Source organism: Pseudomonas sp. DWRC2-2 (assembly GCF_049897885.1).
Lineage (GTDB): Bacteria > Pseudomonadota > Gammaproteobacteria > Pseudomonadales > Pseudomonadaceae > Aquipseudomonas > Aquipseudomonas azotoformans_A.
On record NZ_JAFCXD010000005.1, the window covers coordinates 1 to 19,184 of the forward strand.

At 62.2% G+C, this 19,184-nt stretch carries 15 protein-coding genes; 8 read left to right on the top strand and 7 right to left on the bottom strand.

All coding sequences use genetic code 11. The features are described from left to right. Nucleotides 1–304: 304 nt before the first annotated feature. Nucleotides 305–2,914, bottom strand: a complete 2,610-nt coding sequence (acnB, locus tag ACP7EW_RS21725; protein WP_033898481.1) for a bifunctional aconitate hydratase 2/2-methylisocitrate dehydratase — start codon at nucleotides 2,912–2,914, stop codon at nucleotides 305–307. A gap of 397 nt (nucleotides 2,915–3,311) precedes the next feature. On the opposite strand from acnB, the gene ACP7EW_RS21730 reads away from it, so the two are divergent. After that, nucleotides 3,312–3,782, top strand: a complete 471-nt coding sequence (locus ACP7EW_RS21730) for a DUF1289 domain-containing protein (RefSeq protein WP_016979484.1) — start codon at nucleotides 3,312–3,314, stop codon at nucleotides 3,780–3,782. A 3-nt stretch (nucleotides 3,783–3,785) separates the two neighbouring features. On the opposite strand, the gene ACP7EW_RS21735 is transcribed toward ACP7EW_RS21730, so the two are convergent. Beyond that, entirely contained in the window at nucleotides 3,786–4,649 is an 864-nt protein-coding gene (locus ACP7EW_RS21735; protein ID WP_033898480.1) for a universal stress protein, read from the bottom strand. Between the two features lie 156 nt (nucleotides 4,650–4,805). Here ACP7EW_RS21735 and ACP7EW_RS21740 point away from each other — a divergent pair, with 156 nt between their 5' ends. Then, the gene (locus ACP7EW_RS21740; RefSeq protein ID WP_016979482.1) at nucleotides 4,806–5,408 is read left to right on the top strand and encodes a tRNA-(ms[2]io[6]A)-hydroxylase; all 603 of its coding nucleotides are present in this window, start codon (nucleotides 4,806–4,808) and stop codon (nucleotides 5,406–5,408) included. Here ACP7EW_RS21740 and ACP7EW_RS21745 read toward each other — a convergent pair. Next, nucleotides 5,364–6,563 carry an MFS transporter gene (locus ACP7EW_RS21745; protein WP_426219606.1) on the bottom strand — a complete coding sequence of 400 codons (1,200 nt, stop codon included), beginning with the start codon at nucleotides 6,561–6,563 and terminating at the stop codon, nucleotides 5,364–5,366. The two genes, ACP7EW_RS21740 and ACP7EW_RS21745, sit on opposite strands and share 45 nt — an antisense overlap. Before the next feature lie 157 nt (nucleotides 6,564–6,720). On the opposite strand from ACP7EW_RS21745, the gene ACP7EW_RS21750 reads away from it, so the two are divergent. Both ACP7EW_RS21750 and ACP7EW_RS21755 read left to right on the top strand, forming a co-directional pair. Beyond that, nucleotides 6,721–7,428 (top strand): winged helix-turn-helix domain-containing protein, encoded by a 708-nt coding sequence (locus tag ACP7EW_RS21750; RefSeq protein ID WP_038841887.1) that lies wholly within the window; start codon nucleotides 6,721–6,723, stop codon nucleotides 7,426–7,428. Beyond that, the gene (locus tag ACP7EW_RS21755) at nucleotides 7,429–8,706 is read left to right on the top strand and encodes an ATP-binding protein (RefSeq protein WP_426219609.1); all 1,278 of its coding nucleotides are present in this window, start codon (nucleotides 7,429–7,431) and stop codon (nucleotides 8,704–8,706) included. It begins immediately after the preceding gene. 6 nt (nucleotides 8,707–8,712) lie between these two features. On the opposite strand, the gene ACP7EW_RS21760 is transcribed toward ACP7EW_RS21755, so the two are convergent. The 3 genes from ACP7EW_RS21760 to ACP7EW_RS21770 all read right to left on the bottom strand — a co-directional run bounded on the left by ACP7EW_RS21760 (nucleotide 8,713) and on the right by ACP7EW_RS21770 (nucleotide 11,919). Then, a complete protein-coding gene (locus tag ACP7EW_RS21760; protein ID WP_426219611.1) occupies nucleotides 8,713–9,504 on the bottom strand; it encodes a MipA/OmpV family protein in 792 nt (263 codons plus the stop codon). Between the two features lie 17 nt (nucleotides 9,505–9,521). Then, nucleotides 9,522–11,336 carry a serine hydrolase domain-containing protein gene (locus ACP7EW_RS21765; protein WP_426219613.1) on the bottom strand — a complete coding sequence of 605 codons (1,815 nt, stop codon included), beginning with the start codon at nucleotides 11,334–11,336 and terminating at the stop codon, nucleotides 9,522–9,524. Nucleotides 11,337–11,430: 94 nt separating this feature from the next. After that, nucleotides 11,431–11,919 carry a GFA family protein gene (locus ACP7EW_RS21770; protein ID WP_426219615.1) on the bottom strand — a complete coding sequence of 163 codons (489 nt, stop codon included), beginning with the start codon at nucleotides 11,917–11,919 and terminating at the stop codon, nucleotides 11,431–11,433. A 91-nt stretch (nucleotides 11,920–12,010) separates the two neighbouring features. Between ACP7EW_RS21770 and ACP7EW_RS21775 the strand changes: the two genes are divergently transcribed. The 4 genes from ACP7EW_RS21775 to ACP7EW_RS21790 are packed head-to-tail and all read left to right on the top strand — an operon-like array spanning nucleotide 12,011 to nucleotide 18,227. After that, nucleotides 12,011–13,132, top strand: coding sequence for an AAA family ATPase (locus tag ACP7EW_RS21775; RefSeq protein ID WP_426219617.1), 1,122 nt, complete (start codon nucleotides 12,011–12,013; stop codon nucleotides 13,130–13,132). Next, nucleotides 13,129–13,575: a hypothetical protein gene (locus ACP7EW_RS21780; RefSeq protein WP_426219619.1), complete on the top strand. Its 447-nt coding sequence runs from the start codon at nucleotides 13,129–13,131 to the stop codon at nucleotides 13,573–13,575. The genes ACP7EW_RS21775 and ACP7EW_RS21780 overlap by 4 nt, the downstream gene beginning before the upstream one ends. Continuing rightward, nucleotides 13,562–15,358, top strand: coding sequence for a hypothetical protein (locus tag ACP7EW_RS21785; protein WP_426219621.1), 1,797 nt, complete (start codon nucleotides 13,562–13,564; stop codon nucleotides 15,356–15,358). The genes ACP7EW_RS21780 and ACP7EW_RS21785 overlap by 14 nt, the downstream gene beginning before the upstream one ends. Next, nucleotides 15,351–18,227: a bpX6 domain-containing protein gene (locus ACP7EW_RS21790; RefSeq protein ID WP_426219623.1), complete on the top strand. Its 2,877-nt coding sequence runs from the start codon at nucleotides 15,351–15,353 to the stop codon at nucleotides 18,225–18,227. The genes ACP7EW_RS21785 and ACP7EW_RS21790 overlap by 8 nt, the downstream gene beginning before the upstream one ends. Here ACP7EW_RS21790 and ACP7EW_RS21795 read toward each other — a convergent pair. Next, nucleotides 18,214–19,113 carry a LysR family transcriptional regulator gene (locus ACP7EW_RS21795; protein ID WP_033896643.1) on the bottom strand — a complete coding sequence of 300 codons (900 nt, stop codon included), beginning with the start codon at nucleotides 19,111–19,113 and terminating at the stop codon, nucleotides 18,214–18,216. The genes ACP7EW_RS21790 and ACP7EW_RS21795 overlap by 14 nt on opposite strands. Nucleotides 19,114–19,184 lie beyond the last annotated feature (71 nt).

Genomic DNA, 19,184 nt, shown 5'->3' on the forward strand with positions numbered 1-19,184 from the left:
CGCCCCGCGCCATGGATGGCGCGTGGCGGCGGCCCCCCAAATCACTGTCGGATTACGGGCATACCGAGCCTAGGCGAGGTACCGAGTGTTGGGGCGAAGCGTTTTTGGTTACTTTTGGCTGGGCCGCATTCGGACTCTTCCAAAAGTGACCCGCTGTAAGAGCGGAACCAATACCAGCCGTTACCCAAATAACGGATATGTACTCGATCTTACCCAACACCCAACACCCCGGCCGATACCAAATCCCAGACATAAAAAAACGCCGCGTACCTCACGATACGCGGCGCCTCTTCACATCAACACTTTAGGCCTGAATCACCGGAATGTTGGCGCTAGCTGCGATCTTGCGGAACTCAGCGATCTGGTCGAAGTTCAGGTAGCGGTAAACGTCACTGGCCATGGTGTCCAGTTTCGCCGCGTAGCCCATGTACTCTTCGACGGTCGGCAGGCGACCCAGGGTAGAGGCCACTGCCGCCAGTTCGGCCGAAGCCAGGTAGACGTTAGCGCCGTCACCCAGACGGTTCGGGAAGTTACGGGTCGACGTCGACACGACGGTCGAGTTCGGCTCTACACGTGCCTGGTTGCCCATGCACAGCGAGCAGCCCGGCATTTCCATGCGTGCGCCAGCCTTGCCGTAGATGCCGTAGTAGCCTTCTTCGGTCAGTTGGTGAGCGTCCATCTTGGTCGGCGGCGACAGCCACAGACGAGTTGGCAGTTGGCCCTTGACCTGCTCCAGCAGCTTACCGGCCGCGCGGAAGTGACCGATGTTGGTCATGCACGAACCGATGAACACTTCGTCGATCTTCTCGCCGGCAACGCTCGACAGCAGACGGGCATCGTCCGGGTCGTTCGGTGCGCAGAGGATCGGCTCGTTGATCTCGGCCAGGTCGATCTCGATGATTTCGGCGTATTCCGCGTCGGCATCGGCTTCCATCAGCTCAGGGTTCTTGACCCAGGCTTCCATCGCTTGGGCGCGACGTTCCAGGGTGCGTGGGTCGCCGTAGCCTTCACCGATCATCCAGCGCAGCAGGGTGATGTTGGAGTTCAGGTACTCGGTGATCGACTCTTTCGACAGCTTGATGGTGCAACCGGCAGCCGAACGTTCAGCCGAGGCGTCGGACAGCTCGAAAGCTTGTTCCAGCGTCAGGTCGTTCAGGCCTTCGATTTCCAGGATGCGGCCGGAGAAGGCGTTCTTCTTGCCTTTCTTCTCTACGGTCAGCAGACCCGACTGGATCGCGTAGTAAGGAATGGCATGAACCAGGTCACGCAGGGTGATGCCAGGTTTCATCTTGCCTTTGAAGCGCACCAGGATCGATTCCGGCATGTCCAGTGGCATAACGCCAGTGGCTGCGGCGAACGCGACCAGGCCAGAACCGGCCGGGAACGAGATGCCCATCGGGAAACGGGTGTGGGAGTCACCACCGGTACCGACGGTGTCCGGCAGCAGCATGCGGTTCAGCCAGCTATGGATGATGCCGTCGCCTGGACGCAGCGAAACACCGCCACGGGTCATGATGAAGTCAGGCAGGGTGTGGTGGGTGGTCACGTCGATCGGCTTTGGATAGGCCGCAGTGTGGCAGAACGACTGCATGACCAGATCGGTCGAGAAGCCCAGGCATGCCAGGTCTTTCAGTTCATCACGGGTCATAGGACCGGTGGTGTCCTGGGAACCCACGGTGGTCATTTTCGGTTCGCAGTAGGTGCCAGGACGAACGCCTTTGCCTTCTGGCAGGCCGCAGGCCTTGCCGACCATTTTCTGTGCCAGGGTGAAGCCTTTGCCGGTGTCGACAGGCGCTTCTGGCAGCTTGAACAGATCGGTTGGGCCCAGGCCCAGTTCGGCACGGGCCTTGTCGGTCAGGCCGCGACCGATGATCAGCGGGATACGGCCGCCGGCGCGGACTTCGTCCAACAGTACCGGGGTCTTCATTTCGAAGGTGGTGATGACTTCGTCGGTGCCGTGTTTGCAGACTTTGCCAGCATGCGGGTACAGGTCGATCACGTCGCCCATGTTCATGTTGGTAACGTCAAACTCGATTGGCAGTGCGCCCGCATCTTCCATGGTGTTGTAGAAGATTGGAGCGATCTTGCTGCCGAAGCAGAAGCCACCGGCGCGCTTGTTCGGCACGTACGGAACGTCGTCGCCGAAGAACCACAGTACGGAGTTGGTGGCCGATTTACGCGACGAACCGGTACCGACCACGTCGCCCACGTAGGCGATCGGGAAGCCTTGGCCGCGCATTTCTTCGATCTGCTTCATCGGGCCGGTCTTGCCTTGCTCGTCCGGCACGATGCCTTCACGGGCCATTTTCAGCATGGCCAGGGCGTGCAGCGGGATGTCAGGACGGGACCAGGCATCGGGAGCAGGGGACAGGTCGTCAGTGTTGGTTTCGCCGGTGACCTTGAACACACGCAGGCTGATCTTGTCGGCCAGGGTAGGGCGGTTGCTGAACCACTCGCCGTCGGCCCAGGACTGGATCACGGCTTTGGCGTGTTCGTTGCCGTTCTTGGCTTTTTCAGCCACGTCGTGGAACGCGTCGAACATCAGCAGGGTGTGCTTGAGTTGGGCGGCGGCGACCGGAGCCAGAGTGGCGTCGTCCAGCAGCTCAACCAGGGTCACGATGTTGTAGCCGCCTTGCATGGTGCCAAGCAGTTCAACGGCGCGTTGCTTGCTGATCAGGGGGGAAGTGGCTTCGCCCTTGGCCAGGGCAGACAGGAAACCGGCCTTGACGTAGGCAGCTTCGTCAACGCCTGGTGGAATGCGGTTGGTGATCAGGTCAACGAGGAATTCTTCTTCGCCAGCCGGAGGATTTTTCAGCAGCTCGACCAGGCCTGCGGTTTGTTCGGCGTTAAGCGGCTGGGGAACGATACCCAGGGCTGCACGCTCTTCGATATGTTTGCGGTAGGCTTCAAGCACAGTTATTACCCTCATCAGTGGTCCCACGGGACGCTCATCCAGAAATGAACGGCACGCATGCGCTCGGGGGCTTTTTGGGCCGCAAAGCCAGCGCTGCCGGCATTCCTCACAGAAGCTGCTTTCAAAGTTTTACGCCTGCAGAACGGAGCTGATGAGGGTTGGCGAGGGCTCTGACCTACCGAGTCATTAACCATCGCCAACACCGTTCTGAAGGAACGACTGTGCTCGTGACGCTTTGAAAACAGCTTCCAGCGGATTATTGGCGCCTTACAAGGCCGGATGATTCTACGGCAAAAAAAATCTAAAGGTAAGTTGCCTAACCAAGTTTGCTGGGTGATCAAGCTTAGACAAAGGGCTAACATGGCGCATTGTTTCGCTGATTTGCGTGTCGTTGCCCATGTCCAACCAAACCATCAAGACCCCCTGCGTCGGCCTGTGCTCCACGGTCTACGGCGATCTCGTGTGCCGTGGCTGCAAGCGCTTCCACCACGAAGTGATCCAGTGGAACGGCTACGGCGAAGAGGAAAAACGTGCGGTCTGGCTGCGCTTGGAGCAGCTGCTGGTGCAGGTGATGGCCGGCAAACTGGAGGTTTTTGACCCCAAGACCCTGCGCGGCCAACTGGAACAGCGCAAGATCCGCTTCGTGCCGCACCAGTCCGAATACTGCTGGGCCTACCAGTTGATCGCCCGCGGGGCACGGGTGATCAATAACCTGGAAGCCTACGGCATGGTGCTGTTGCCCGAGTTTCGCGACTGGCCCTTGCCGGACCTGCGCGACGCCATTGATCGGGAGTTCTTTATCCTCTCCGAAGCCCACTACCAGCGCTATATCGCGCCGGGGTTTCTCAAGGATGCGTTTGGCGCCTAGCTGTCAGGCTTTGGTGGCCTGTTCCACCAGACGGTCCATCACTTCTTCTGGCTTGAGCACCAGCACATCGCTTTCCAGCGTATCCAGCACGACCTCTGCGGTGTTGCCGATCAGTGCCCCGGAAATACCCGTGCGACCCACGGTGCCGATGATCGTGACCGCCGCCTGCAGCTTGTGGGCGAGATGCGGTATCAGCACGTCCGCCGGTCCTTCCTCGATATGCAGGTGTTTGTCGTCCACGTCGAACTCCGCCTGAAACGCCCTGCATTGCTCGCGATAACGCGCCTCGATGGTTTCCTTGAGCTGAAACGTCGGGTCCGCCGCCGACAGCATCGGCGACGGATGGGCACTGATCACATGCAACTGCGCCTTGGCCAGGTGGGCGATATCAAAGCCATGGTCAATGATCGAATTGTGCAGTGAGCGGTGCTCACCGTCGGTATTGCCCACATCGATCGCCGCCAGGATCACCCCGCCAGCCCACGGTGTGGCGGTCTTGACCAGCAACACCGCCGTCGGGCAATAACGCAGCAACTTCCAGTCCGCAGGCGTCAACAGCGCCTTTTTCAATGGGCTGTCCGGGAAATGCTGCTTGATCACCAGCCCACAGCCTTCGGCCTGCTGCACGTCGATAATGGTTTCATGCAGGCTGGCATTCCACGCCTGCTCGGTGCTGACGCTGTAGCCGTCCTCTTGCAAACCGGCCTTGAGCAGAGCCAGCAGCGCCGAGTGCTCATGCTTTTTGTCGCAGACCAGCAAATGCAAGTGCGCGCCGGTGACCCCGGCAATCAGCTTGGCACGCTTGAGGGCCAGGCTTTCCGAATGCTCGGGTTCGATGATCACCAGGATGCTGCGGATGGCTTGCATGATCGGGATCTCCATAAAAAAGGGCGGGGGCCTGGAACAACTATAGTTGCTGGCGAGCGCACGTCATGTTGATGCACATCAAGGCCGGTGGCTGGTGGTCTGCGGCGGGGTCGGTATAATCGCCGACCTTTTGTGATCCTTTTGCCCGTGAGCCCGATGAACCTGCCCGAAATCCACGAATTCCTCGGTTGCCGCACCCCTGACGCCTGGGTCCAGGCCGCGCTGGCCGATCAGGACACCCTGCTGATCGACCACAAGAACTGCGAATTCAAAGCCGCCAGCACCGCCCTGAGCCTGATTGCCAAGTACTACAGCCATGTGGACCTGATCAACATGATGTCGCGCCTGGCCCGTGAAGAGCTGGTGCACCACGAACAAGTCATGCGCTTGATGAAAAAACGCAAGGTCGAGTTGCGCCAACTGAATGCTGGTCGCTACGCCTCGGGTTTGCGCAAAGTAGTGCGCACTCATGAACCGGTCAAGCTGGTGGACACGCTGGTGGTGGGCGCGTTTATCGAAGCACGCAGTTGCGAGCGTTTCGAAGCATTGGTGCCGCATTTGGACGAAGAACTCGGGAAGTTCTACTTCGGTTTACTGAAAAGCGAAGCGCGGCACTTCCAGGGTTACCTCAAGCTGGCCTACCAGTACGGCGACGCCAAAGACGTCGCCCAGGTGATCGAGCGGGTGAGGGCGGCCGAGCAGGAACTGATCGAGTCACCCGACATCGAGTTCCGCTTTCACAGTGGCGTGCCAGCCTGAGGCCACGGCCACGCCGATCAGCGCGGTGATTCCGGCCAGCAACAGGATCACCGCCTGCGTCCCCAGCGGCGTCGCCAACACTGCAATTGCCAGGCCCGCCAAGGGTTGCGGCAGGTTATTGAGTAAGGTGATCACACCTACGGTCTTGCCGAAGTCCTGCACGGGAATCACTCGCTGACGGGTGCTGCGCAGGTAGACGTTGAACATCTTGTCGAAACCGGTGACCAGCAGGAAACCCACGGCGTACAGCCACACGCCGGGGCTGACCGCCATGATCACCGCACCGAGCGCAATCATCGAATACGACAAGCCGCCCAGCACCTTCAGCGGCAGCCCGGCCCGCGCCAGGTAAAACAGAATCCCGATGGTCACCAAGGCGCCGGCTGCCTGCAGCAGGGCATAGGTGTCCTTATCCTGTGCAAATTGGCCCGTCACCATCGCCGCAGACGTGGCCAGCGTGACGCCAATAATCAGGTTCACACCCACGGCCAGGGTGATGATCCGCTTCAGTTCCGGCAGGCGGCGGATATGCCCGAAGGCAATCTTCAACGGCCGCAGCCAGATATCCTGGTGCTGCTCGAAGGTTTCCAGGTTGACGGTGCTGGAGCGTTGCCACAGCCGCATCGCCAGGTCGGCCAACACGAACAGCCCGGCCACCCCGAGGACGACCCAGTGCCAGGCCCACACTTCCAGCATCAGCGCCGCCACCAGCGGCCCGAGCACCAGCCCGCTCTGGTCGGCAATCTGCGAATAGGACAGCGTCTTGGCGTAGCTGTAGTGGGGGAAGACATGGGGCATCAGCACTTCCCGCGCCATGATGCCCTGGGTAGTCAGCACGCCGCAGAGCGCCGAGAGCAGTACGATCCAGACGATGCCGTCGAATACCCCGTACAAAACCACGGCCGTCACGCAGGCCAATGCCCGGTAAACCTGACTGATATGCAGGATGCGCACCGGCGCGAACTTGTCGCACACTGCGCCACACACCGGGAACGCGAGATAACGCGGCAGCGACTCGATAAAGAACGCCAGCCCGGCCCAGGCCACGCTCTGGGTGGTCTGGAACACGATCAAGGGCACGATAAACAGTAGAATCTGGTCCGCCAGCCGCGACAGGAACAGCGAAACAAAGAACGCCAGGTAATCCTTGCGCATACAACTCCCTGTGGATGGCGTTAAAGATTGCAGGGTATTTGTTAAAAACTCTTAAAAGCATGAAGCTTCGTCGGCCAATGCTGGCCAGCTGCTTTAGTTGCCCAGCTTGCCACCTATAATGCCCGCTCTTCAATCCGTGTCTGCAAACTGAGAACTTATGGAAAACTTGGGGCTGGGCAAGGTCTTGCTCGTTGAGGACGACGAAAAACTGGCAGGGCTGATTGCGCACTTTCTCGCGCAGCATGGCTTTGAGGTGCGCGTGGAGCACCGGGGCGACGAGGCCCTGGCCGCGTTCCTGGCGTTCAAGCCGAAGATCGTCGTACTCGACCTGATGCTGCCCGGCCAGAGCGGGCTGCATGTGTGTCGCGGGATTCGCACGGTGTCCGACACGCCGATCGTGATCCTCACGGCCAAGGAAGATGACCTGGACCACATCCTTGGCCTGGAGTCCGGTGCCGACGATTACGTGATCAAGCCGATCAAGCCCCCTGTGTTGCTGGCACGCTTGCGTGCGTTGCAACGACGCCAGGCGCCGGAGCCGACTGTGCGCGGGTCGCTGGCTTTCGGGCGGCTGGCCATCGATCGCAGTTGCCGGGTGGTCAGCCTGGGGGACGACAAGATCGACCTCACCACGATGGAGTTCGAACTGTTGTGGTTGTTGGCCAGTCACTCGGGGACGATCCTGTCCCGCGATGACATCCTCAACCGCATGCGTGGCATTGCGTTCGACGGCCTCAACCGCAGTGTCGATGTGTACATCAGCAAACTGCGCGGCAAGCTCAACGATAACCCGCGCGAACCGGTGTGCATCAAGACCATCTGGGGCAAGGGCTATCTGTTCAATCCGTTCGCGTGGGAGGCCTAGATGCTGCGGCTCTATATTCGCCTGTACATCATCCTGGCGCTGGGGCTGGCGGGGGCGATCTGGCTGGTCAACTACACCTTTGATGAGCTGCTGCCCGAAGCCAATGAAACCTATAACCGCGAAGCCCTGCGCGGCCCGGCGTATGGTTTGGTCGAGCAGTTGCGGCCCTTGCTCGGTGACGCCCGTCAGGCGCGCCTGAGCGAGCTGCAACCGCATTACGGCCTGCACCTCAAACTGGTGCAGCGCGATGAGTTGGCGCTGGACCAGCGTGAGCAACAGTTGCTGGCGGCCGGCCAGTTGGTGGTGCGGGGCGACTTCATGGAGTTCATCGCCAATATCGACGGCGGCCCTGAGTTGCTCAATATCAAGCTGCCCGACGAGCCGAAATGGCTGTACTTGTGGGCCTACAGCCTGCTGGGCTTGAGCCTGGCGATCGTGCTGTATTTCTGGGTGCGCCCGCATTGGCGCGACCTGGAGCACATCCGCCTGGCCGCCCAACGTTTCGGTGACAACGACCTCAGTTCGCGCATCCTGCTGCCACGCCGTTCCACCGTGCGTTCGCTGGCCGGGCACTTCAACCAGATGGCCGAGCGTATCGAAAGCCTGATCGCCAACCAGCGCGAACTCACCAACGCCGTGTCCCACGAACTGCGCACGCCGATTGCGCGCCTGTCGTTCGAACTTGATCAGCTCAAGCAACAGGCCGATCCACGCCAGCGTGGCGAATTGATCGCGGACATGTATGCCGACCTGGGCGAGCTGGAGGAAATGGTCTCCGAGCTGCTGACCTACGCCAGCCTGGAGCGTGGCGCCACTCAGGTCACCCGCGAAAGCATCGAGGCCCACAGCTGGCTCGACAGTGTGATCGGCAGCGTGGCCCTGGAGGCCGAAGCGGCGGGCATCCAACTGTCGTTGCGTACGTGCGAGGTGGACTTTATCCAGATCGAGCCGCGTTTTATGGCGCGTGCGGTGATCAACCTGTTGCGCAACGCCATCCGTTACGCGGAGCGCCGTGTGGAAGTGTCCCTGGTCAAGTTTGGCAGTGGCTACGAAGTGCGTGTGTGTGACGACGGCCCTGGCGTACCGGAAGAAGGTCGCTCCAAAATCTTCCAACCTTTCATGCGCCTGGACGCCAGTCGGGACCGCCGCACCGGCGGCTTCGGCCTTGGCCTGGCGCTGGTGCAACGGGTATCGCAGTGGCATGGCGGCCAGGTGCAGGTGCTGGACTCGGAGTGGGGTGGGGCCTCATTCCGAATGACCTGGGCGTATGCCGAGTAAGGCCGGTTAGAAGGTGTATTCCAATACACCCATCACCGACGTCTGCAGCCGCCGCTCAACAATCGGGCTCTTGCCCGCTTCATCCGCCAGGTACTGCACATCCAGCAAGGTCGAGAATTGCGTGTGCTCGCTGATTGGCAGGCTCCATACCAGGTTCATACCATTGCTGATATTGCCCGCACCCGCCTTGTAGGCTTTGAAACGGCTGCGGGCCGCTTGGTCGGTGGTCACGCCGTACCAGGTCTGCAAGTAGTCACGGTCACCAAAATGGCTGCTGAGGCTGGCGTCGACGGAGCCGAAACGACCTTCATACAGGTTGGTGCCCAGGCTCAGTTCCAGGTGGGTGAATGCTTTGCCGCTGTCCTTGTGGTCATCTTCCTTGAGGGCATGTTCCAGCGTGGCGCCGACAATCATGCCGCCCAGGTTGTAGCTGGCACTCACACCCAACTGCGGGCGTGACTTGATTTCGCCCATGCCTTTCAGGCGTTTGGAGCCCAGGTGCATGGATTCGTTTTTGTCTTTGCGTGATCCACTGGCGCCGACATACGCACTGAAGCTCAAGGCATTGCCTTCGTAGCCCCAGCCCAGGCCCTTGTCGGTGTCGAGGAAAATCCCCCAGGGGCTGACGATGGCGCCGCCGAATACCGGGGCGGTCATGCGTTCGTCGCTGCCGCTGTAGCGGGGCAGGTTGGCCACGCCGGCCTTGAGGCTGTAGGTCCAGTCCTCAGCCAGTACGCTGTTGGCGCTCGCGAGCAAACACAGTGAGGTCAGGGGCAGGCACAGATTTTTTGGGTTCATCAGGGTTTTCATGTCGGTTAGAAACTCAAGGGTGGATGGGTACGTTTGAAGGAGTAGCCCGAGGCGCTCAGGCCATTGATCTGGCGGCTCACCGTGTCACCCAGGCCATAGCCGTTGCCGGCGAGTACGGCATGGGCGTTGTCCACCGGCAGCAGGATGTAGTCGGTCAGCGGTTCGTCGTGCAGTTGGCCGCGAATCACCAGGAAGCCTTCTTCGAGGCGCACGCTGATGCCGCTCAATGGCGCATCGGGTTCATGGGTGTTGAGTACTTGGTAGGTGCCGACGGTGTCGGCCCAGGCCAAGGGCAGTGGCGGCGGGTCGATGCGTTCGCCGATAGGGATGCGCTGGCCATGGCTGCGCGCCGTGAGCATCTGCCGGCCTTGCACGGTGATCACGTCGAGTTGGACCTGGCCCAGTTCGCCGAGGTCCTTGAGCCAGAAACCGAAGAGTTTCTTCTGGGCGCGCAGCCAACCTTGATCGTCACGCAACAGTTCGAAGTTGAAGCCGGCCAGTTCCCCGCGCAGCCTCTGGTTCTCATCTTTGATGCGGAACACGCCCCAGGCGGTGGCGTAGAACCCGGCCAGGCGCTGGCGGTCGATGGCGGCCGGCACTTGGCGCAGCTTGAGCCCATGGCGGGGCGCCTGGCAGTCATCGCTGCATACCTGTTCGCCGGTTTGCGCCTGAAGCATCAGGCGCAAGGCGTCCGTGGCCAATGTGGCGACCAGGTCTTCGGCATTGCTGTCGTTGGCCATGATGATTACGGCCAATTGATGGTCCGGCAGCAGGGTCAACTGTGCGGCGAAATCATCGCCACCCCCACTGTGCTGGTAGGTGCGCACCCCTGGGCCGATCGGCTCGTCACCGCAAGGTGCCAGGAACCACGCCAGGCCGATCTGGCAATCGAAGTCCAGGGCATTGCCGGTGTTTTGCTGGGTGAACATTTCATCGATGGAGCGGCTGGCCATCACCCGATTGCCCTTGTAGAGGCCTTCGGCAAACAGCATCTGCACGTAATGGCTGAGGTCCCTGGGGCTGGCCCACAAGCCGCCGGCGGCGATGTCACGCAGTTGCGCATCGGTACTGGCGACGCCTTCCTGGTAGCCCTGGGCGCGATAGCCGATTTGCGCGGCGGTCCCGACAAAGCTCGCACGGTCCATCTCCAGCGGTTTGAGCAGGCTATGTTGCAACTGGGCTTCAAATTCCTTGCCGCTGCTGCGCTCGATGGCCGCACCCACCAGTGCATAACCCAGGTTGGAGTAGGCCACTTGCGTGCCGGGTGGGGTGCTCAGCCAGACGCCTGACAGGCGCATTGGCATCTGCCCCATGGCGTAGCTGTTGCGCAGGTCACGCAGGTGTTCACTGGGCAAGCCGGACTGATGGCTGAGCAGGCGACGCAAGGTGATGTCGCGGTCTGCGGCCTGTTGGTCGACGTGGAAGCGCGAGCGCACATAGAACTCGCGCAGGGTTTGCTGGATCGGTGCGTCCAGTGCTAGTCGCTGTTGTTCAACCAGTTGCAGGGCCGCGCTGGCGGTGAGCAGCTTGGAGATCGCGCCGGCGCGGAAGGCGGTGTTTGGCGTCACCGGCAAGCCCTTGGCTTTGTCGGCCATGCCGAACCCGCGGGCCCAGACCAACTCCTGACCGTTGACCAGTGCAATCGACAAGCCGGGCACATTGGCCTGGGCCATGTCGCGGGGAATCCGGGTTTGCAGGTAGCGGATGATCGCGCTGTAGTCGCCCTTCGGAATCGACGGCGGGGCAGGTGACTGCCCGTGGCAGCCGATACTGCCCAACAGGCAACCGAGCAACGGAAGACCGCGCAATGTGCGAAGCATGACGAGCACCCAACAGGTGGTTTGGAGGCTCGAATGCTAGGGCTGTGGCGCCCGAGGGTCTTTGACAGCTTTGTCGATAAACTGTCAAAGACTGTTAACGGGTCACGCCGTGACGTTCATGCCATTGAGCGATCGACTCTTCGGGGTATTCATCGAACTGCCGGTCGCCTTGGCGCAGCGTGACCTCTACCCAGGGCGCCTTGGACCCCAGCATCAAGTGCGTATGCTCCGGTGGCACCGGCAATGGCGTGTCGATAGCCGAGGCAAATGGATGGATCAGCTCGGGCCATTCCGGGCTGAACACCCACAGCGCGCTGCCGCATTGCGAGCAGAAGTGCCGCTCGGCCGTACTCGCATGGGCACGGCTGGCGCCTTCGGGCTTGAGCTTGGCGTGGTAGATCGAAATGAATTTTCGCCCACGTACCTTCAGGCTGGCGGTGTCACCGGCCAGGTTGATCGCATAACCGCCACCGCCCTGGGTCTTGCGGCAGATCGAGCAGTAGCAACGCTGGTAAGGGTAGGGGTGGGCGCTGGCCAGGCTGAACGTGACGGCGCCGCAATGGCAGGATCCTTCAAGCTGCATGAGCTGACTCCTGATGAGAGTGTGTAACAACACTTTTCTAATACCTTAGCCTCAGGCAAGATCCTCCGCTTTGGTTTCAGGGAAGACGCCCATGATTGCTCAGTTGCAAAGCGCTGCCGCGCAAATCCGCCACGCCGTGCGTGCCGCCACTGAAGGGTTGGTCGGGCGTGAGCAACTGGCCGAATTGATTGTGCTGGCCGCCGTGGCCCAGGAGCACATCCTGGTGATCGGGCCGCCCGGCACCGCCAAGAGTGCGGTGGTGCGCCGCGTCGCGCAGTCCATGGGCGGGCGTTACTTCGAGTACCTGCTTGGGCGCTTCACCGAGCCGTCCGAATTGTTTGGCGCGGTCGACCTGAAAAAACTTCGCGAAGGCACGGTGGAAACCGATGTCAGCGGCATGTTGCCGGAAGCCGATATCGTGTTTCTTGACGAGGTCTTCCTGGGCTCCACTGCGATCCTCAACACGTTATTGGGTGTACTCAACGAGCGCCGTTTCCGCCGGGGTCATACCCAGGTGCAATGCCCGCTGCGCGTGTGCGTCGGGGCCTCCAACGGCCTCCCGGATGATGAAGCGCTGGCGGCCTTTGGTGACCGCTTCTTGCTGCACCTGTTTGTCGAGTCGGTGCCGGACAACCAATTGGAAGCCATGTTGGCCGGTGGCTGGCAGTCTGAGCAGCGCCCGGTGCAACAGTTGCTGGGCCTCTCGCAACTGGACACGCTTGGCCATGCGTTGAAAAACGTCGACCTGACCGCTGTGCGTCCCGCCCTGGCCCAGGCCATTCGCCGTTTGCGCGAGGCCGGTATCCAGCTGTCCGACCGACGCATCGTCAAATCCCAACGCCTGATCGCCGCTGCCGCATTGCTCGGCGGTCGCCTGGAAGCCAGCGACGCCGACTTGTGGCCGTTGCTCTATGTACTGCCGACCCAGGCCACCCAGCAACAGGGTCGTGAGGTGTTGCGTGACCTGTTTGCCGCGTCCAGCAACAGCTATCTGTTCAGCGCGGTGGAAGAGGCCACGTTGCAGCCGATGTCACGTTTGAATCGCCTGCTGGAAACCGCCGAAGACTACCTCGCCCGTAGCGAACCACCGACCAGTACTGTGCTTGAAGGCCTGTTGCGCGAGATCGATGCCAACTTCAACAGCCAGACCATGCCCGAGCCGTTGCAGCAGGCGCGGGGGCAACTCACGCGTTTGCTGACCCCCGCCGAATGAGTGCGTTGAGCCACCCTTGGCGCTGGCGCTCACGCCAGGCACCTGCCGAGGCACAAGCCGCCGTGGCCTGGGGCGATGCGGCACGCCGGCTGCTTAGGCGCCTGGCGTTGCTTGAGGCTGAACACGCCGCGCGTCTGCACGCCACGGCCAATGGTGAGGTGCTGGTGGTGACGGGCGCGACGGCTGATTTGCCGTGGGTCGACGGCGTGGCGTACGCCGCCCCCAGCGCCAGCGCGCCACACCTCTGGTTGCCGACCAGTTGGGAGCCGGATGTGCCCCAGGACTTGCTGGGCCAGGCCTTTTCAGCGCGCTTCAAGCGTTCGCCCTTGCTGGTGTGGCGTGAACCTGCGGCGGTGATCCCGCTGGACCGCTTGCTGGTCGTGTCGCCCAACCACCTGCAACGTATCGCTGATTATTGGGGAGTCACCCATGCAACTGCCTGAGGCGCTGCAACCCTGGCGGCAATGGCTGGAATGGTTTGCCCCGGAACATTTGCCAGTGTTCGCCGACCTGCTGGGTCGTCTCAACCCGCTGCTCGGTCCACTGCGTGGCCTGCATCAGGGTGGTGTGCCGGAGCCCGATGGCCTGGGCGACCTGCACCGGCGCGGCCCCTATGAGCGGTTGCTGTCCAGCGAATGGCTGCTGGCCGATGAAGTGCCGGATGAGTTCCTGCGCCGGGCAGTGGGCGGCGAGCATATGTTCCTCGCCCCGCAATACCGTGCCCATGAGGCGAACCGCCTGATCGTGGTGCTGTTCGACGCTGGCCCCTTGCAACTGGGCGCTGCACGCCTGGTACACCTGGCGCTGCTGATGTTGCTGGCGCGCCGTGCGCAGGAGGCGGGGGCGCAATTGCGCTGGGGCATTCTGCAGGGCACGCCGGTGTTGCAGGAGCTGGACTCGGCGGCGCAGCTTACGCGCTTGCTCGAAGCCCGTACCTACGAGGTCGTCAGCGACAACCATTGGCTGGCTTGGCGTGACACCTTGGCCGAACAGACGGTTGGAGAGTGTTGGGTGGTCGGCCAGCGCTTGCCGCCGACCGAATCCACCACTTGCACCCACCGCGTGCAGATTACGCGCAACCTGGACGGCCGCAGCCTGTCTTTCGCCTTGCAGTCGCGGCGCGTGTCGCTGCCGATGCCCGACGAGCAACAGGCGGTGCGCCTGCTCAAGGGGCAGTTCGATAACGCTGTGCACACCCCGGCGCCGACCGCTGCCGGGCGGGTGGCGCGAGTTGCGTTGACATTGCCGCCCGTCATCTCCGGCTCCGGCAACTATGTCGCCCTGCGCCTGCTCGACGAACACGGCATGGCGGTGATCAAGCTGCCCAACAAGAACCAGAAAAAAACCCTCGAAGTGCGACGTCGCCTGTGGGGCAAACACCAGCATGTGTTTGCAGCCGCCTTCAACTATCGCAGCCTTGGGGCGGTGCTCGGTGATGGCAACCTCCTGACCTTCTGGAATATCCCCGGCCTGGTTTCTGCCAACAAGCCCGCGCGCGAAGAGCTGCACCTGCCACCGGGCACCGCGACCTTTCTGCCCGCAGTGTGGCTGCGTGGTCAACAGTCGGAACGCGTGTATTTACTCGATACAAACGGTCAGCTCGCCCACTGGCAGCGCCCCGGTCATGAACCGAGAGCCGCGAATTTTTCGGTGACGAACAATGTCATGGGGCTGGCGCAGCTGAATGCGTTGTTGTTGGTCTACGCCCGCAGCGAGGCCGGGCAACTGGTGGCGTACCCCGCAACGGCCTCCGGTGTCCGCAGTTCCGGCTACGCAGTCGGTGGGGCTGCCGGAGTCAGCCAGATACTGTTCGCCAGTACCGCCCATTGGAAGCACGCCTTTGGCGGTTGCGCATTACTCACTCACCATGACGGCCGCCAGAGCTGGCGCCTGGTGACCCACGACAGCTTCCCCGCAAAAAGGGCGCAGATCGACCTGGCGCCTGGCTGGAGTGCTATCGGCCTGCATCATCAGGTGGCTGCGCAGGAGTGCTATTCACTGGTCCTGCTGGGCCCCAACCAGCACACCATTGGCCTGTACTCAGAAGGCCAACAACAGACACTGTTCACCACCTCGGCACCGATTGCCCGTGCGAGTTTCTGTCCCATGAGCGGGCTGGTGGCGGTGCTGACCACGGCGCGGGAGTTACTGGTGTTCAACGTCACCGAGCGCGCCATGCGCTTGCAAGTCATGTGCGACCTGAAACAAGAGCCTGCCCATGCGTGAGCAAGAACCCCTGCTGATCCGCCGCCCACTGCTGACTGGGCACCAGTCCATCGACGCGGTGTGGCTGCCTGCCGAGCGCTTCACTTTGCAGGACCGGGCCCGCCTTATCCTGCAACACTGGCGCACGGGCGCCGTCGCCTACCGTTTTGCCGACGGCGATGTGGTGCAGTTCAGTACGCCCGTCGCACAGAATTGCCAAAGCCTTGCCGGTTGGCCACTGGTCCGCCAGGGGCGTGGGTTGTGTTCGGCACAGCTGACCGCTGAAGAGCTGCGTGCGTTACCCGCCGCCGACCTGTGGCTAGTGCGCGGCAGCCAGGTTCACGCCTTGCAGTTGCGCGACGCCGAGGTCCTCGAGCCTGGCTTGTGGCTGGAGATCAGCGCGTACACCTTGCTGGATACCTTCGATTGTCATGCGCCGATTGTGCCTGTGCTGCCCGCGCCGGATATCATCGATGTGCGTGAGATCCTCGGTGGCCTGGCGCCGGTCAGCCCCGAGCAGGAAGGTGTGATCCGCGCGTTGCTGGAGCGTCAACCGCCCGCGCCGAAAGCCGCGCCTTCCAAGGCCGCACGCCAGTGGACCAGCGAGGAACCCGCGCAATACCCGGCGTTGAAACTGGGCGCCACCCTGGCATTGGTGGCCGGGTTGATCTGGATGGCCACCCAAGGCCAATCCAAACCCTTGACGCCGGTTCCGGCCGCGACCACTGAAGACATCAGCGCTGTGATCCTCGGCATGCTACTGAGCGCCATTGTGTTCACCGCCTTGTTGATGGGCATCAACAAATTCCTGCGCCGAGGTGTACAGGCCGTCAGCGCCGTGCCTCAAGCACCGGCTGATCCTGGCATCGCAGAACGGGCCAAACCGGCCCGGCATAAACCGTCCGCCTGGCGCCGTTGGCTGACCCGCCTGACCGAGCATTCAAAACTGTCCAGGCTGTACGGCAAACGCCAAGCCGCCTACATGCAGCGCATGCTGGAGATGTTCGAGGACGGTGATTTTGCCGAGGCCTTGCGCCATGCCATCCCTTTGGGCGGCCAGGAATCGAATGCTGAACAGAATTTCGGCACGCCGCAGCGGCGCCAGGACCTGACCCTCAGCCAGCAGAGCGGGTCCGGCCGTGCGTACCATTTCGAACAAAGCCTGACCGAGCATCTGCGCGAGGTCTATCGCCGCTCCTACGAGCGCCTGGCGCGCGAGAACCGTATTGAAGAAGCGGTCTTCGTCCTCGCGGAACTGCTCAAGGAGCGCCAGGAAGCCCTCGACTACCTGGAAAAGCACGCGCGCTACCAACAGGCTGCCGACTTGGCCCTGGCCTGGGACATGCCGTCGGCGGTGATCGTGCGTCTGCTGTGCCTGGCCGAGAACTGGCAGCGTGCCTTGCTGGTGGCGCGGCGTGACGATGCATTTGCCGATGCCGTGGTGTTGCTCCAGGCCAAGCAGCCGCAAATTGCCGAGCGCTTGCGCCTGGAATGGGCTGAATCGCTGATCGCCAAAGGCCTGTGGCTGCAAGCCGTCGAGGTGGTGTGGAGCCTGCCGGATGAGCGCCCGCGTGCGGCTCAATGGCTGCTGGATGCTGAAGCGGCCGGTGGACGGCTGGCGATGGGCGCCTTGGTCAAACGCGCGATTCTGCTGCCGCAGACCCTGGAGGCTTACGGGCCCTGGATCGAACAATTGCGTGACGATCCCGACCGTTACGCCGAGCGCGATGCCCTGGCGCACGCGTTGTTGGCGCACAAGTCCGACACCGCTGCCCTGCGTTGGCTGGCCGGCGCGACGGTGCACGCGGTGCTGGCCGACCAGCTCAGTGGTCACGGGGGGTTGAACTTCAATCAGCTGCAATCGCTGGTCAAGATGAGCCGCGATAAATGCTTGCAGGCGGACTTGCCTGGCCAGGCCCTCAAGCGTCCTGCCCGGCGCTCGTTGGTCCGTGTGGACGATGCGCTGGAGTGGACCGCTCCGACCCAGGGCAGCCGACCGGTCTACGACGCAGTGTCGTTGGATGACGAGCGTTATCTGGTGGCACTGGGCGAGGCCGGTGCGGTGGTGACGGATGCCAGCGGCCAGACCCTGTATCACTTCGCCGTTCCGGCCCAGCGGATTGTCCTGGCCCACAGTCGGCAGATGGCGCTGGTGCTGACCCGTCGTGACAGGGTGTGGCGCATCAGCAAGCTCGACCTGGTCAACCGTACCGCCACCGACCTGGGCGTGCAGGTGCTGGACGTGTTCGCCGAGCAGTTTGACGGCAGCACCTGGACCCTCGGCCAGGGCCGGCAACTGCGCGTGGTGGACGTGGACCGCAACTTTGAAACCCTGTGGCACGTCAGCGACTTGCCGGGCACGCTGCGCGCGCTCAAAGGTGATGAGCGCAATGAGTTCCTCTGGCTCTACAACCCGCGTGATGGCGTCGAACGCTGGCACTACCGCTTGCCTGAGCGTCGGCTGGCCGGACGTGAGCCGGCGTCAACGCAGTCGGAGGAGAACCACGCGCTGTACTGTGCGCTTGATCAAACCATCGAGTACGTGATCAGGTGCCGCGATGACGAAGAGCCGACGCTGATCCTGGATGTCGCGGGCAACCGCAAGGGTTATCGCCTGCCGGGCTGTGACGAAGGCTTCTTCGACGGCGACCCGGTGCGCATCGTCCTCGACGCTGACTGGCTGGTGTTCGGCTATATCGCCGGCGAACGCGACACGCGCTGGCACTTTATCCATCGCGCCAGTGACCACCTGTGTGCGGTGCTGCATTGGCCCCGCTACGAAGTGAACATCCGTCGCAGCGGGGAGGGCTGGCTGTTATTCGATGACCAGGGGCGTTTGAGCCATATCACCGTCGAAGGTGCGCGCCTGCGTAACCTCAGCCTGCACTGACCGAGTCCGGCATCAACGTGGCAATCAACGCACGAATGGTGCCGGGCAGCGCCTCCAGCTCCCGCACCAGGATACTGCGCTCGCGAATCGCCCAGGGCTCATCCAGCTTTACCGCCACCAATTGCATAGTGCGGCTGTGACGCACGGCGGCCGACTCCGGAATGATGCCAATCCCCACACCGGCCTCGACCATCCGGCAGATCGCCTCGAAGCTCGACACCTGGATACGCAGAGACAAATGTTTGCCGAGCCGCTCGACGTGTTCGCGCAGGAAACTCAGCAAGGTGCTGCCTTCGTGCAGGCCGATATGCTGGTAGGCGAGGGTCTGTTCCAGCGTGACCGAGGGTTGTTCCGCCAAGGGGTGGCCGACCGGCACCATCAACACCAGCTCATCGGTGCTGAAATGCAACACCTGCAAGCCCGAGGCTTCCACGGGCCCGGCGATGATGCCCATGTCGCTGGTGCCATCCAGCACGCCGCGCACGATATCGCGGGAGAGTCGTTCCTGCAGGTCGACGGTCACGCCGGGACGTTGTGACAAGAAGCCCGCCAGCACCTCCGGCAAGAACTCGGTGACGGCCGTGGTGTTGGCAAAGATGCGGATATGCCCGGCCGAATCCACACCGTATTGGGTGAATTCGCTCTTGAGGTAATCCACCTGGCGCATGATCAACCGCGCATGGTGCAGCAAACGCTCACCGGCCGGGGTGATCTCCACGCCACGGCTGTCGCGGTACAGCAGGCGGGTGTCGAGTTGCCCTTCGAGCGCCTTGATCCTTGCGCTGGCTGCAGCCGGCGAGAGGAACGCGCGCTTGGCGCCCTGGGTCAGGCTGGGAGATTCGGCGATATGGATAAACAGGCGCAGGTCGGCCAGATCGAAGTGCATGCAAGGCTCCCGGTACAGGATGGCGGCGTTCAGCATAACCGAACGCCGGTTTATTGAAATGCAAATTCTCA